This is a genomic window from Streptomyces ferrugineus, assembly GCF_015160855.1.
GTDB lineage: Bacteria > Actinomycetota > Actinomycetes > Streptomycetales > Streptomycetaceae > Streptomyces > Streptomyces ferrugineus.
Window position 1 is genome coordinate 6178149 of the sequence record NZ_CP063373.1, and the last position, 12791, is coordinate 6190939.

The 12791-nt window shown below is 71.9% G+C and carries 15 protein-coding genes and 1 tRNA gene; 12 read left to right on the forward strand and 4 right to left on the reverse strand.

Going from position 1 to position 12791, the window contains the following annotated elements:
- Positions 1-178: 178 nt before the first annotated feature.
- The 3 genes from IM697_RS27855 to IM697_RS27865 all read left to right on the forward strand — a co-directional run bounded on the left by IM697_RS27855 (position 179) and on the right by IM697_RS27865 (position 1975).
- Positions 179-601 (forward strand): GNAT family N-acetyltransferase, encoded by a 423-nt coding sequence (locus IM697_RS27855; protein ID WP_194038852.1) that lies wholly within the window; start codon positions 179-181, stop codon positions 599-601.
- Between the two features lie 193 nt (positions 602-794).
- Positions 795-1610 (forward strand): sulfotransferase family protein, encoded by an 816-nt coding sequence (locus tag IM697_RS27860; protein WP_228044198.1) that lies wholly within the window; start codon positions 795-797, stop codon positions 1608-1610.
- A gap of 44 nt (positions 1611-1654) precedes the next feature.
- Positions 1655-1975 (forward strand): P-loop NTPase family protein, encoded by a 321-nt coding sequence (locus tag IM697_RS27865; RefSeq protein ID WP_194038853.1) that lies wholly within the window; start codon positions 1655-1657, stop codon positions 1973-1975.
- Between the two features lie 58 nt (positions 1976-2033).
- Here IM697_RS27865 and IM697_RS27870 read toward each other — a convergent pair.
- Positions 2034-2107 (reverse strand) — tRNA-Pro (locus IM697_RS27870).
- 116 nt (positions 2108-2223) lie between these two features.
- On the opposite strand from IM697_RS27870, the gene IM697_RS27875 reads away from it, so the two are divergent.
- On the forward strand, positions 2224-2748 hold the full coding sequence (locus tag IM697_RS27875) for a DUF309 domain-containing protein (protein WP_194038854.1): 525 nt from the start codon (positions 2224-2226) through the stop codon (positions 2746-2748).
- A gap of 70 nt (positions 2749-2818) precedes the next feature.
- Positions 2819-3592, forward strand: a complete 774-nt coding sequence (cobF, locus tag IM697_RS27880; protein WP_194038855.1) for a precorrin-6A synthase (deacetylating) — start codon at positions 2819-2821, stop codon at positions 3590-3592.
- A 354-nt stretch (positions 3593-3946) separates the two neighbouring features.
- Here cobF and IM697_RS27885 read toward each other — a convergent pair whose 3' ends face one another.
- Positions 3947-4708 carry a cobalt-precorrin-6A reductase gene (locus tag IM697_RS27885; RefSeq protein WP_194038856.1) on the reverse strand — a complete coding sequence of 254 codons (762 nt, stop codon included), beginning with the start codon at positions 4706-4708 and terminating at the stop codon, positions 3947-3949.
- 252 nt (positions 4709-4960) lie between these two features.
- Here IM697_RS27885 and IM697_RS27890 point away from each other — a divergent pair, with 252 nt between their 5' ends.
- Together IM697_RS27890 and IM697_RS27895 are read left to right on the forward strand one after the other, a co-directional pair.
- Positions 4961-6427, forward strand: a complete 1467-nt coding sequence (locus IM697_RS27890; RefSeq protein ID WP_194038857.1) for an alpha/beta hydrolase — start codon at positions 4961-4963, stop codon at positions 6425-6427.
- Between the two features lie 73 nt (positions 6428-6500).
- Positions 6501-7310, forward strand: a complete 810-nt coding sequence (locus tag IM697_RS27895) for an HAD-IIA family hydrolase (protein ID WP_194038858.1) — start codon at positions 6501-6503, stop codon at positions 7308-7310.
- On the opposite strand, the gene IM697_RS27900 is transcribed toward IM697_RS27895, so the two are convergent.
- A complete protein-coding gene (locus IM697_RS27900; protein ID WP_194038859.1) occupies positions 7296-8069 on the reverse strand; it encodes a sulfite exporter TauE/SafE family protein in 774 nt (257 codons plus the stop codon). The two genes, IM697_RS27895 and IM697_RS27900, sit on opposite strands and share 15 nt — an antisense overlap.
- A gap of 66 nt (positions 8070-8135) precedes the next feature.
- Positions 8136-9323: a thiolase family protein gene (locus IM697_RS27905; protein WP_194038860.1), complete on the reverse strand. Its 1188-nt coding sequence runs from the start codon at positions 9321-9323 to the stop codon at positions 8136-8138.
- Between the two features lie 141 nt (positions 9324-9464).
- On the opposite strand from IM697_RS27905, the gene IM697_RS27910 reads away from it, so the two are divergent.
- The 5 genes from IM697_RS27910 to IM697_RS27930 all read left to right on the forward strand — a co-directional run bounded on the left by IM697_RS27910 (position 9465) and on the right by IM697_RS27930 (position 12789).
- Positions 9465-10274, forward strand: a complete 810-nt coding sequence (locus IM697_RS27910; RefSeq protein ID WP_194038861.1) for an alpha/beta hydrolase — start codon at positions 9465-9467, stop codon at positions 10272-10274.
- Positions 10275-10385: 111 nt separating this feature from the next.
- A complete protein-coding gene (locus tag IM697_RS27915) occupies positions 10386-10868 on the forward strand; it encodes a Dps family protein (protein WP_194038862.1) in 483 nt (160 codons plus the stop codon).
- A gap of 92 nt (positions 10869-10960) precedes the next feature.
- Positions 10961-11293, forward strand: coding sequence for a DUF3140 domain-containing protein (locus IM697_RS27920; RefSeq protein ID WP_194038863.1), 333 nt, complete (start codon positions 10961-10963; stop codon positions 11291-11293).
- Positions 11290-11937 (forward strand): HhH-GDP family DNA glycosylase, encoded by a 648-nt coding sequence (locus IM697_RS27925; protein ID WP_194038864.1) that lies wholly within the window; start codon positions 11290-11292, stop codon positions 11935-11937. Before IM697_RS27920 ends, IM697_RS27925 begins: the two co-directional genes overlap by 4 nt.
- Before the next feature lie 51 nt (positions 11938-11988).
- Positions 11989-12789, forward strand: coding sequence for an SAM-dependent methyltransferase (locus IM697_RS27930; RefSeq protein ID WP_194038865.1), 801 nt, complete (start codon positions 11989-11991; stop codon positions 12787-12789).
- The last annotated feature ends 2 nt before the right edge of the window (positions 12790-12791 follow it).

The following is a 12791-nucleotide window of genomic DNA, read 5'->3' on the forward strand; positions in this document are numbered from 1 at the left end:
ACATCGTGGCAGACAGCCGCCCAATATCCCTGGTTCCGGGCGGAATCACGCAATCACCCACCGTCCGTTCTCCGCCGGCGCAACGTCGATCCCTGCCCGAGTCGGCTATCGTGCGGTGGAGCGGGGCCCGTTCGGATGTGGTGAAGCGGTCGTTACGGAACGCGACAACTGGCGAGATATGACTCGGTTCTGGAGCGTGGGCACGCAGGGCACCTGGGCGCTGCGGCTGCGCCACGTCCATCCGGTCCGCCCCGGCGGCCCGGCCGAGATCGTGCTGCTCGAACCCGGGCGGAGAGAAGTCGGGCGGCTGCGCTATCGGGTCTGTACCGCCTGCCGCACGGGACGGGTCCTCGACATCGGCATCGACGAGTCCTGGCAGGGGCAGGGGCTGGGCCGCGAGGCTCTGCACATACTGCTCACCCTCCATCCCCACCACCGGTGGACCACGACCACGCAGTCCAGACAGGGGCGGTACTTCTTCCGCGCGATGGCCCGGGAGGTGTCGACCGGCTTCCCCTCCGGCCCGCCGTTGTGCTCCCACCTGCGGGGCCCGCTGAGGCGGCACACGCACCGGCTGTGCGGCAGATGGCTGGGACCGTGAGCGACAGGGGCCTCACCCGCCCGCACGGCGGCACCGGACAGGCCCCCGATCCGTGCACGTCACCGTTCCGCCGTGGCTTGCCTCACAGGATTCTCATCTCCTGCCCATGGCGGAACCAAGGGCCGACCGCAGTATGGTCAAGCATTCAACGGGAGGGTCAGGTTTCGCGCGGGTGGGCAGGGAGGCACCAGCGATGGTCAAAGGCAGTCCGACGATGCGCCAGGTCGCCCGTGGGGTGAGACGGCGGATGCGAAGACTCGCCGAGCCTCCGGTGCCGCCCTCGGCCCGACGGCTCGTGCCCGACCCGGTGTTCGTACTGTCCTCCGTACGCTCCGGCTCCACCCTCCTGCGGGTCCTGCTCAACAGCCACCCCGAGATCCGTGCCCCGCACGAGATGCACCTGCGCACCCTCTCGGTGAGCCTCACCAAGCCGTACACCGCCAAGGCCATGACCGAGCTCGGCCTCGACCAGCGCGAGCTGGAGTACCTGCTGTGGGACCGCGTCATGCACCGCGAACTCGTGCGCAGCGGCAAGCGGATCATCGTGGACAAGACGCCCGGCAACGCCGGCGCGTGGGAGCGCCTGCACGAGGGCTGGCCCAAGGCCCGGTACCTCTTCCTGCTCCGGCACCCGGCATCGATGGTGAGTTCGCTGATCAACGGCCGCCCGGACCGCGACCTGGACGCGACGGTGCGTGAGGTGCGCACCTACGTCGACGCGGTGGAGGCGGCCCGCGACAACCTGGACGGCCTCACGGTCCGCTACGAAGAGCTGACCGAGAACCCCGAGCGGGTCACGCGGGAGATCTGCGCGCATCTCGGAGTCGAGTGGACGGCGAAGATGCTGGACTACCGCAAAGGCGATCACGGTCCGTTCGTGCCGTTCATCGGCGACTGGAGCGACAACATCAAGTCCGGGAAGATCCAGAAGGCCCGGCCCCTGCCGGAACCCGAGGACGTGCCGCCGGCGCTGCGCGACATCACGCGCGCATGGGGGTACGGGTGTTGAACGACGCACACTGTCGATGCACCTGCCAGGGCGCGACGGTCTGGGTGACCGGCCCCTCGACCGCCGACCGACTGGCAGCCGCCTACACACTGGCCGAACGGCTGACCGCCGAGCGGCACCGGGTCGAGGTGCTCGACCGGTTCCACGACCTGGGCGCCGACACCTGGCGCACCGGCCTGCTGGCCGAGGTGCTGGCGCGCAACGGGGTCGTGGTGATCGTCCCCTGCGCCGCACAGAGCGTCACCGCCGTGCGGGACCGCCATGCGGCGAGCGGCACCCGCTACATGGAGGTGACCGTGGCCGAACGGGACAGTCCGCACAGCGCGGCGGCCGCGATGCACTGCCTTCTCACCGGGCACGGCTGATCAGGCAAACAGAAAAAGGGCCTTCGCAGACTCTCGCCTGCGAAGGCCCTTCGCACCGTCGGGACGACAGGATTTGAACCTGCGACCCCTTGACCCCCAGTCAAGTGCGCTACCAAGCTGCGCCACGTCCCGGTGCGTGTCCCGCGGAGAACCGCGTGATCGCGCGAACAGCACTTTACCTCACGTGAGCGACCGCGCCGAAGCGGGCGCCGTCCGGCGCGGGCCGGAGCCGGTGGACAATCGGGGGTATGGGCAGCACATCGTCGGAAGAGCAGGCGGCCGCACGGGACCGGGACAGCGAAGGGCGGGCGCGCAACGCACGGCCCCGGGACGGCCTCGGGCGTCCCCTGCCGTACGGGGCGGACGGTGTCGAACGCCAGCCCGAGGGCGTCGTACGCACACCGCAGGAGACCGTCGCCGAGGCGCAGGCGCTGCTGGACGCGGGGAAGCCGTTCCACGCGCACGAGGTCTTCGAGGACGCCTGGAAGTCGGGGCCGGAGCAGGAGCGGGCCCTGTGGCGGGGGCTGGCGCAGCTCGCGGTGGGGCTCACGCATGCGGCGCGGGGGAATGCGACGGGCGGGGCGAGGCTGCTGCGGCGGGGTGCCGGGGCCGTGGAGGAGTGGGCGGCCGGCGGTGGCGGGGAGCGGCCGTACGGGATCGATCTTGCGGGGCTCGTGGTGTGGGCGCGGGAGCTGGCGGAGGTCGGGGAGGACAGTGGCGGGGCGGCCGTGGACGCGCGGGAGCGGGCGCCGAGGCTGCGGGGGCGGGCGTAGCGGGCCGCTGGGCCGGGGCCTGCGGGGATGCGGTGGCCGCGTTGTCAGTGGCGTGCGGCAGACTCGGGGCGTGCGAAAGATTCATGTCATCGGGATCGGGGCGGGCGACCCCGAGCAGCTCACGCTTCAGGCGGTCAGGGCGCTGCGCGGTACGGACGTGTTCTTCATCCTCGACAAGGGCGAGGTGAAGGCGGACCTCACGGGGCTGCGCCGGGACATGCTGGACGCGCACATACCGGAGGGGACGTATCGGGTCGTCCAGGCCCGGGATCCCGAGCGGGACCGGTCGGCCGGGGGTACCGCCTACTCCCCCGCCGTCGGGGACTGGCGCAGTGCCCGTGCCGGGATCTACGAGCGGCTGATCGCCGAGGAACTGGGCGAGGACGAGACCGGCGCGTTTCTGGTGTGGGGTGATCCCGCGCTGTACGACAGCACGCTCGGGATCCTGGAGGAGGTGCTGGACAGGGGCGCGGTGGACTTCGAGTACGACGTCGTGCCCGGCATCAGCAGCGTCTCCGCGCTCGTCGCCCGGCATCGGACGGGGCTGAACCGGGTCGCGCGTCCGGTGCAGATCACCACGGGGCGGCGGCTGGCCGAGGGCTTCCCGGAGGGCGTGGACGACGTGGTCGTGATGCTGGACGCGCACCAGAGCTTCCGGCGGTACGCCGACGAGGACATCGACATCTACTGGGGCGCCTACATCGGCACCCCGGACGAGATCCTCGCCTCGGGTCCGATCGCCGAGGCCGGGCCCCGCATCGAGCGGCTGCGCGCCGAGGCGCGGGAGCGCAAGGGCTGGATCATGGACACGTATCTGCTGCGCCGGAACCCGAAGGAGCGGTAGGCACACCGCGTCGGTCCGGCCGCCGCATGTCCGCCGCGCCCGTGCGATTCCGTGACCCCCTGACCAAGCTGTACGAGTTCACCGACTCGGTCCTGGTGCGCTGCCCGCGCTGCGAGGGACTCGCGTACTACGAGCGTCGCCCCGCCGTCGCCGAGGACGGGCCCGGCGTACGGCGTCTGATCTGTCGGTCCTGTGGGCTGGCGCGGAACTCGTCGTGCGGCGGTGGACGGTGCGTTCACCCGGCGCTGTGGCTGCAGACCGGGACCAGGCATGGCGTCGTGTGGGCGTACAACCTCGAGCACCTGGACCTGCTCAGGCGGTTCGTGGCCGCGCCGCTGCGGGCCATCGACCGCATCAGCGTCTCCGTCCCGCTCCCCCGAGGCCGAGTCGCTCCAGCACCCCCGCCACGTCCGGCACCGGGTCCGCTCCCTCCGGGAGTGGTGGGCGGCGTACGAGCACGACGGGGAGGGCGAGTCGGCGGGCGGCCGTGAGTTTGGCGGAGATCGCGGTCGCGCCGCTGTCCTTGGTCACCAGGACGTCGATGTGGTGCGCGCGGAGCAGGGACAGCTCGTCGTCGGGCGTGAACGGGCCACGGGCCAGGAGCACTTCGGTGTGCGGGGGCATGGGCGGCTCGGGTGGGTCGACGGAGCGTACGACGAAGCGCAGGTCGGTCAGGTGGGCGAAGGCCGCCAGACCCAGGCGGCCGGTGGTCAGCAGGACACGGTGGCCGAGGGTGGGCAGCAGGGCCGCGGCCTCGGCGAGGGAAGCCACCTCGTGCCAGCGGTCGCCGGTGGCCGGGCGCCAGCCGGGGCGGCGCAGGATCACCGCCGGGACACCGGTCGACCTCGCGGCGCGCACCGCGTTCGCCGTGATCGACTCGGCGAAGGGGTGTGTGGCGTCGACGAGGAAGTCCACGTGCTCGGCGCGCAGCCAGTCCGCCAGGCCCTCCGCGCCGCCGAAGCCCCCGATGCGCAGTTCCCCCTCGACCGCGCCCGGCCGTGCCACCCGTCCCGCGAGCGAGGTGGTGACGCGGACGCCGGGGTGCGCCGTGAGCGCGGCGGCGAGTTCGCGGGCCTCGGTGGTGCCGCCGAGGATCAGGATGTGGCGGGGGGACATGGGGCGAGCGTACGAGGTGGGGCGCGGGGAGCGGGACGCCGGGTGCGCATGCCGGTGGCTTGCCCGAACGGCACGCCGTGGTGCCCGAATCACGCTCGCCGGTGCCCGAAGTCCGCCACCTGCTGCCCGTCCCGGCCCTGCCGCGGCGAACAGTATGAACACAACGATCAGACCGTGGTCCCTCGCCCCGCCGCTCCCTAGCATCGCCGCGCACGGCTCGACGACGCGCCGACGAGGACGAGGAGCAGCGTCATGGACTGGACGAGAACCCACGCGGTGATCCGCAGGACTGTGCCGTCGCCGGCCCAGCGGCGTACGACGCTGGCCGCCCTGCTGGCCGGTGCCCTCGCCGTGGGCATCCTCGTCGGCGCCTCCAACGCCCGCGGGGAGACGGCAGGTCCGGTCCTCGGCGACTGTCCCGCCGATCTGGTCGGCGAGGCCGACTGCTACACCGGCCGTGACGCCAACGGCGCCTACTACTCCATCGCCGTACCCGACGACTGGAACGGCTCCCTCGTCGTGCACGCCCACGGCGGCCCCGGCCTCGGCGCGGAGTCCGACCCCGACCGCAGCGTCGGCGATCTGGACCGCTGGTCGGTGATGGTGAAGGAGGGCTACGCCTGGGCGGGTTCGTCCTACCGCCGGGGCGGCTACGGGACACGGATGGCCGCCGCCGACACGGAGAGCGTGCGCCGGCTGTTCGTCGACGAGTTCGGCAAGCCGCGGCGGACGTATGTGCACGGCCAGTCGTGGGGCGGGAACGTCGCCGCGAAGGTCGTGGAGACCTACGGCGAGCAGCGCGGGGCGTACGACGGGGCGCTGCTCACCAACGGCGTCCTGGGCGGTGGCTCGCGCGGCTACGACTACCGCGTCGATCTGCGCGTCGTCTACCAGTACTACTGCGGCAACCACCCCCGCCCGACCGAGCCGCAGTACCCGCTGTGGCAGGGCCTGCGCGCCGGCTCGACCATGACGTCCGCCGGGCTGCGCGCCCGTCTCCAGGAGTGCACCGGCTACGCCTCCCCGCCGCAGGAGCGGTCCGCGCCGCAGCAGCGCAATCTCGACGACATCCTCGCGGTCACGCGGATCCCGGAGCGCACCCTGGAGTCGCATCTGCGGTTCGCGACCTTCACGTTCCGGGACATCGTGCACGAGCGCCTCGGGGGCCGGAACCCCTTCGGCAACGAGGGCGTCCGCTACTCCGGGTCGCACGACGACGAGGCCCTCAACGCCGGCGTCGAGCGGTTCGCCCCCGACCCCACGGCCGTACGGGATCTGTCCTACGACAGCGATCTCACCGGCAAGGTCTCGATCCCGGTGCTGACGCTGCACGCCATCGACGACCCGACGGCGTTCGTCGAGCACGAGGCGGCCTACCGGGCCACGCTTCAGGGGGCCGGGCGCGACGGGCACCTGGTGCAGACGTTCACGCGGGAGCACGAGCACAGCGAGCTGAGCGACGCCGAGTACGCCACGTCCATCGCGGCCCTGGACACGTGGGTGCGCAAGGACAGGAAGCCGACGCCCTGGTCGGTCGCGGCGTCGTGCGGGGCGTTCGACGAGACGTACGGCACGGGCTGCTTCTACGACCCCGGGTTCCGTCCGGACCCGTACGCCTCCCGTGTCGAGCCGCGGCCGGGCGGGCTGCGGTGGCCGGCCATGACGGCCGGTCAGGAGCGGGAGTGGAGCAGGATCGAGGGTGTCGGGATCGCTCCCTGAGGACCGTTCGTTCCCGTGGGCGGAGGACCGTTCCCGTGGGCAAGACGGCCGGGTCGGTGGTTATCGTCCTGGTATGGGATCCGTAAGGGCCGTCCTCATCGACATCGACGGAGTCCTCACCGTGTCGTGGCAGCCGCTGCCCGGCACGGTCGAGGCGTTGCGGGAGATCCGCGAGACCGGGCTCGGTGTCGCGCTGGTCACCAACACCACCTCCCGGACCCGGGCGTCGATCGCCCGCACACTGGCGGACGCGGGGTTCCCCGTGTCCGCCGAGGACATCCTGACCGCGCCCGCCGTCACGGCCGCGTATCTCGCCGAGCACTGCCCGGGTGCGCGGTGTGCGCTGCTGAACAGCGGGGACATCGCGCAGGACCTGGCAGGGATCGCCCTGGTCGGTGAGGGCGACGGCGATCTCGCGCCGGATGTCGTGATCGTGGGAGGTGCCGGGCCCGAGTTCGGTTACGAGGCACTCAACCGGGCCTTCGGACACCTCCAGCGCGGGGCGCGGCTGGTGGCCATGCACCGGAATCTGTACTGGCGTACGGACGCCGGGCTGCAGCTCGACACCGGTGCCTTCCTGGCCGGCGTTGAGCAGGCCGCGCGGGTCACGGCGGAGATCACCGGGAAGCCGTCGGCCGCGTTCTTCGAGGCGGCGCTGGCGCATGTGGGGGTCGGGGCGGAGGACGCGGTGATGGTCGGGGACGACATCGAGTCCGATGTGCTGGCGGCTCAGCGGGCCGGTGTCCCGGGCGTGCTGGTCAGGACCGGGAAGTATCTGCCGCAGACCCACCGGGACGCGAGCGGCACGCCCGACCATGTGATCGACTCCTTCGCCGATCTGCCCGCCCTGCTGGCGGAGCTGCGGGAGTCAGCGCAGCAGTAGCTGCAGGCCGCCCACGACCGTCGCCGCGATCACGAGTTGCTCGAACAGCCGCTGGTTGATGCGGTCCACGGCCCATTTGCCGAGGAGCGCGCCGGGCGCGACGAAGATCACGAGTGCCGCGTCGAGGAGGAGCGAGCGGCCGTCGATCAGGCCGAGCCCGGCGCTGAAGGGCACCTTGGAGACGTTGACGATCAGGAAGAAGAAGGCGGAGGTGCCAAGGAAACCGAGCTTTCGGAAGCCGGCCGACAGCAGGTACATCGACATCACCGGTCCGCCCGCGTTGGCGACCATCGTGGTGAAGCCGCCGAGGACGCCGTAGGAGCGGGCCTTGAGGCGGCCGGTCCGGGTGGTGACCGCGTCCGGCTCGTCCTCCTTGTCGGCCATGCGGCGGCGCCAGACCGTCACGGCGGACATCATCAGCAGGATCGCGCCGATCGAGGTACGGACGATCTCGTCGTCGGCCCACACCAGGAACAGTGTGCCGAGGACGACACCGCCCGCGACCGCGGGGAACAGCCGCCACAGGGTGGGCCAGTGGGCGTGCCGCCGGTAGGTGAGGACGGCGAGTACATCGCCGGCGATCAGGACCGGCAGCAGGACGCCGGTCGAGGCGCGGGCGGGCAGTACCGCGGCGAAGACCGCCAGGCTCACCGTGTTGGCCCCACTCACGGCCGTTTTCGAGAAGCCGACGACCAGGGCCGCGAAGGCGAGCGCGGCGAACTCCCAGCCTGTGATGTGCCAAAGCGTCATCGTGTCCATGCGGAGACCGATGCTATGTGCAGACAACAGGTCCTGGTAAGGAGCGTCTCGCCAGTTGGGAGATTGCTAGTGCCGTTCCACCAGCACCGCGCTGCCCTGCCCGACCCCGACGCACATCGTCGCCAGCCCTCGCCCGGCCCCCGTCCTGCGCATGCGGTGCAGCAGCGTCGTGAGGATCCGTGCGCCCGAGCAGCCCAGCGGGTGGCCGAGCGCGATCGCGCCGCCACTCGGGTTGACCAGTTCGGGGTCGATGCCGAGTGCGTCCACGCACGCGAGCGCCTGGGCGGCGAACGCCTCGTTGAACTCGGCCTCCTGAACGTCGCCGATCGTCCAGTCGGCGCGGGCCAGCACCTTGCGGGTGGCGGGCACCGGGCCGATGCCCATCACGTCGGGGTGGACGCCGGCGGAGGCGCCGGCGACATAGCGGCCGAGGGACTCCAGGCCCAGTTCGTTCAGGGCCTTCTCACTGACCAGGAGCAGTCCGGCGGCGCCGTCGTTCATCGGCGAGGCGTTGCCCGCGGTGACGGTGCCGCCGTCGCGGAAGACCGGCCTGAGCCGGGCGAGCTTGTCGTAGGAGGTGTCCTCGCGGATGCACTCGTCGCTGTCGACCAGGCTTCCGTCGGGGCGCTCGACGGACAGCAGTTCCTCGTCGAAGTGGCCGTTCTTGCGGGCCTCGGCGGCCCGTTGGTGGCTGCGCAGCGCGAACTCGTCCTGCCGCTCGCGTGCGACGCCGTACCGGGCGGCGACCTCCTCGGCCGTCTCGCCCATGGACAGCAGGCCGTGCAGTTCCTTCATCGCCGGGTTGACCAGGCGCCAGCCGAGCCGGGTGTCGAAGGTCTCCATGCGGTGGGGCAGCGCCTCGTCGGGGCGGGGCAGGACGAAGGGGGCGCGGCTCATGGACTCGGAGCCGCCGGCCAGCACGATGTCGGCCTCGCCGGCCGCGATGGTGCGGGCGGCGGTCGTCACCGCCTCCAGTCCGGACGCGCACAGGCGGTTGACCGTGGCGCCGGGCACCGACTCCGGGAGGCCGGCGAGCAGTGCGGCCATGCGGGCGACGTTGCGGTTGTCCTCGCCGGCCTGGTTGGCGGCGCCCCAGTAGACGTCGTCGACGCGCGCCGGATCCAGTGCGGGGACGTCGGCGACGAGCCCTCTGATCACGGTCGCGGCGAGGTCGTCGGGCCGTACGGACGACAGGGCTCCGCGCAGCTTGCCCAGGGGGGTGCGGCGGGCGGCCGCGAAGTGGACGGGACGCACGACAGGACTCCTGACCGGGCCGTTTGAATCGGCACCCTCTTAATTAGCACCGCTAGTTTTGGACTATAGACCGACCTGCCGCACCCTGGGAAGATCCCCGGAGACGTTCACCCACCGCAGCCGACCGGAGCCGGAGGAGCCATGACCGAGTCGCGTGAGCACGTCCTCGACGGAAGCCGGGGGTCGATCGCCGTGCGCGAATGGCCCCATCCGCGGCCCCGCTGCCTCGTGCTCGTCGTGCACGGCTACGGCGAGCACGCCGGCCGCTACGCCGAGGTGGCGGATGTGCTGGTCGGGCAGGGTGCGGCCGTGTTCGGACCGGATCACCTCGGGCATGGGAGGTCGGCGGGCGAGCGGGTGCTGATCGAGGACCTCCAGGACGTGGTCGCCGATGTGCACGCCGTCGCCGGCCTGGCCCGGGCCGCGCATCCGGACGTGCCGATGGCGCTGGTCGGGCACTCGATGGGCGGGCTCGTCGCGGCACGGTACGCACAGCTGCACGGCGCCGAACTCGCCGCCCTGGTGCTGTCCGGGCCCGTGATCGGCGACTGGGAGCTGCCCCGGCGGCTGCTCGCCCTCGACGAGATCCCCGACACCCCCGTCAGTCCGGCCGCCCTCTCCCGCGACCCCGAGGTGCGCGCGGCGTACGCCGAGGACCCGCTGGTCTGGCACGGGCCGATGAAGCGGCCGACCGTGGAGGCCTTTGCCCGGATGCTGGACACCGTGGCCAAGGGCGGTGACATCGGGCGCCTGCCGCTGCTGTGGCTGCACGGCGACGACGACCGGCTCGTCCCGCTCGCCGGCAGCCGTGTCGGCATCGAGGAGCTGCGCGGAGCCGACTCGACCGAGCGCGTCTACCCCGGGGCGCGGCACGAGGTGTTCCACGAGACGAACAAGGCGGACGTCTTCGCGGACCTGATCCACTTCCTGGACGACGTGCTCACTCACTGAGACATGCCGCGTTTGCACCGGTTCGCCCTGGGCACCCGCGCCCGCATGGAGCGGTTGCCCTGCCGCGCCGCTCCCCACCGGCCATGACCAAGGCAGAAGGAGGAGCTCGCCATGACCGTGGTCAAGAGCACGCTCCCGGAACCGGCTCGCCGGGTCGCCGGGGACGCCCTGCAGAGCACGCTCGTCGATCTTCTCGGCATCTCGCTGATCGGGAAGCAGGCGCACTGGAACATCGTGGGCCCGCGGTTCCGGTCGATCCATCTCCAGCTCGACGAGGTCGTCTCGGTGGCCCGCTCGTACGCCGACACGGTCGCCGAACGCTCCGCGGCCCTCGGCGTGCCGCCCGACGGCCGGCCGGAGACCATCGCCGCGGCCTACACCCTGCCCGGCTCCAAGGAGGGCTGGGTGCGCGACGGCGAGGTCGTCCAGCTCATCGCGGACACACTGGAGACGGCCATCGGACGGCTGCGCGAACGGGTCGACGCCACCGCCGAGCCGGACCCGATGACCCAGGACCTGCTGATCGGCATCACGCGCGAGCTGGAGAAGCAGCGCTGGATGTTCGACGCCGAGAACTGGCCGCGCGGCGAGTGACTCGGCCGTACACGCAGAGCCATACGGACACGGCCGCATGCGCAGAGCCGTACGCCGAAGGCGCAGCCGCACCCGCCAAGAAGGGGCACACCGTGACCGACGCCCTCGAACTCGACGCGCTGTGGGAGGACTTCCACCGCGTGGTGAACATGACCTCGCAGGAGCTGGCCACCTGGCTGCGGGTCAGCGACGCGGACGAGGAGACCGAGCCGCTGCCGGACCAGGCCGGATCGCCGACCGGGCAGCACGTCCTCGCGATCCTGCAGAAGCGGCGCACGGACCTCACGGACGACGACATCCAGGTGATGTACGACGTCGTGGACACCGTCACCGCCGAGGCGGACCTCGAGAACGAGCCCGAGCCCGAGCAGACCCGCCGTCGCCATCAGCTGATGACGATCGGCCACGACCCGCTCAAGCCATGAGCGACGACAGGCGCGTCGTACGGGAACTCGTGCGGGCGCACGGTCGGACGTTCGCCGAGGAGGCGGACATCCCGCTGAAGGACACCCCGCAGCCGCTGTACCGGCTGCTGGTCCTGGCGCATCTGCTCAGCGCCCGGATCCGCGGCTCGGTCGCCATCGACACCGCCCGCGCCCTGTACGAGGCGGGCCTGCGCGATCCGCGCCGGATGGCCGACGCCGACTGGCAGGAGCGGGTGGACGCGCTGGGCCGGGGCGGCTACCGGCGCTATGACGAGCGCACCGCCACCCAGCTCGGCGACGCCGCCGAGCTGCTGAACGACCGGTGGGGCGGCGACCTGCGCCGGCTGCGCAAGGAGGCGGACGGCGACGTCGGTGAACTGCGCCGGCTGCTGCAGGAGTTCCCCGGCATGGGGCCGTCCGGCGCCGACATCTTCCTGCGCGAGGCCCAGCGGGTCTGGCCCGAAGTGGCGCCCCGCCTCGACGACAAGGCGCTCTCCGGCGCCCAGCGGCTGGGCCTGCCCAAGGACCCGGACCGGCTGACGGACCTGGCCGGGGACACCGAACCGGCCGTGCTCGCCGCCGCGTTGGTGCGGGCCTCGCTCGACAAGGAGGTGGCCGAAGACAGTCTCCGCCGGGCCTCATGATCGTGACAGACTGCTCGGGCAAGCGCGCGTCGTCGAGCACGGGAGGCCTGTGTGACCGGGACCGAGTCGGCCGTACCGCGCATCGACACGAGCCGGCCGCATCCGGCCAGGGTGTACGACTGGTTCCTGGGCGGCAAGGACAACTACCCCGTCGACGAGGAACTCGGACGGCGGATCACCGCGATGCAGGGCGACGCGCCACGGCACGCGCGTGCCAACCGCCGGTTCATGGAGCGGGCCACGCGGGCGGTCGTGCGGGAGGCGGGAATCCGCCAGTTCCTCGACGTCGGCTCCGGCATCCCGACCGAGCCGAACCTGCACCAGATCGCCCAGTCCGCCGTACCGGACGCGCGGGTGGTGTACGTCGACAACGACCCGATCGTGCTCGCTCACGCGGCGGCCCTGCTCCACGGAACCCCGGAGGGGGTGACCGAGTATGTGCAGGCCGATGCGCGTGAGCCGCGACGGATCCTCGAACGGGCCGCGTCCGTCCTCGACTTCGACCGGCCCGTCGCCCTGTCGCTGATCGCGCTCCTGCACTTCATCGCGGACGACGACGGCGCCCATGAGCTGGTGGACACGCTGGTCGGCGCGCTGGCGCCGGGCAGCTGTCTGGTGCTGTCGGCGATGACGGCGGACTTCGACCCGGAGAACGTCCGTCGGGGCATCGCGGCCTACACGGCGAGCGGGGTGACGCTCGTGGCGCGCTCGCACACCGAAATGGGCCGTTTCTTCAAGGGACTCGACCTGCTGGAACCCGGCCTGGTCTCGCTGTCGGACTGGCGGCCCGCGGCGGACGGGGAGCGGGAAGGGCTCGTGTCGCTGTACGGCGCGGTCGGCCTCAAGCGCTGATC

Bases quoted from the DNA above. Each gene is read 5' to 3' on its own strand.
- IM697_RS27925 (WP_194038864.1), top strand. From the start codon at position 11,290: ATGAGCGACGACAGGCGCGTCGTACGGGAACTCGTGCGGGCGCACGGT.
- IM697_RS27855 (WP_194038852.1), top strand. From the start codon at position 179: ATGACTCGGTTCTGGAGCGTGGGCACGCAGGGCACCTGGGCGCTGCGG.
- IM697_RS27915 (WP_194038862.1), top strand. From the start codon at position 10,386: ATGACCGTGGTCAAGAGCACGCTCCCGGAACCGGCTCGCCGGGTCGCC.
- IM697_RS27895 (WP_194038858.1), top strand. From the start codon at position 6,501: ATGGGATCCGTAAGGGCCGTCCTCATCGACATCGACGGAGTCCTCACC.
- IM697_RS27900 (WP_194038859.1), bottom strand. From the start codon at position 8,069: ATGGACACGATGACGCTTTGGCACATCACAGGCTGGGAGTTCGCCGCG.
- IM697_RS27875 (WP_194038854.1), top strand. From the start codon at position 2,224: ATGGGCAGCACATCGTCGGAAGAGCAGGCGGCCGCACGGGACCGGGAC.
- IM697_RS27885 (WP_194038856.1), bottom strand. From the start codon at position 4,708: ATGTCCCCCCGCCACATCCTGATCCTCGGCGGCACCACCGAGGCCCGC.
- IM697_RS27910 (WP_194038861.1), top strand. From the start codon at position 9,465: ATGACCGAGTCGCGTGAGCACGTCCTCGACGGAAGCCGGGGGTCGATC.
- IM697_RS27860 (WP_228044198.1), top strand. From the start codon at position 795: ATGGTCAAAGGCAGTCCGACGATGCGCCAGGTCGCCCGTGGGGTGAGA.
- IM697_RS27890 (WP_194038857.1), top strand. From the start codon at position 4,961: ATGGACTGGACGAGAACCCACGCGGTGATCCGCAGGACTGTGCCGTCG.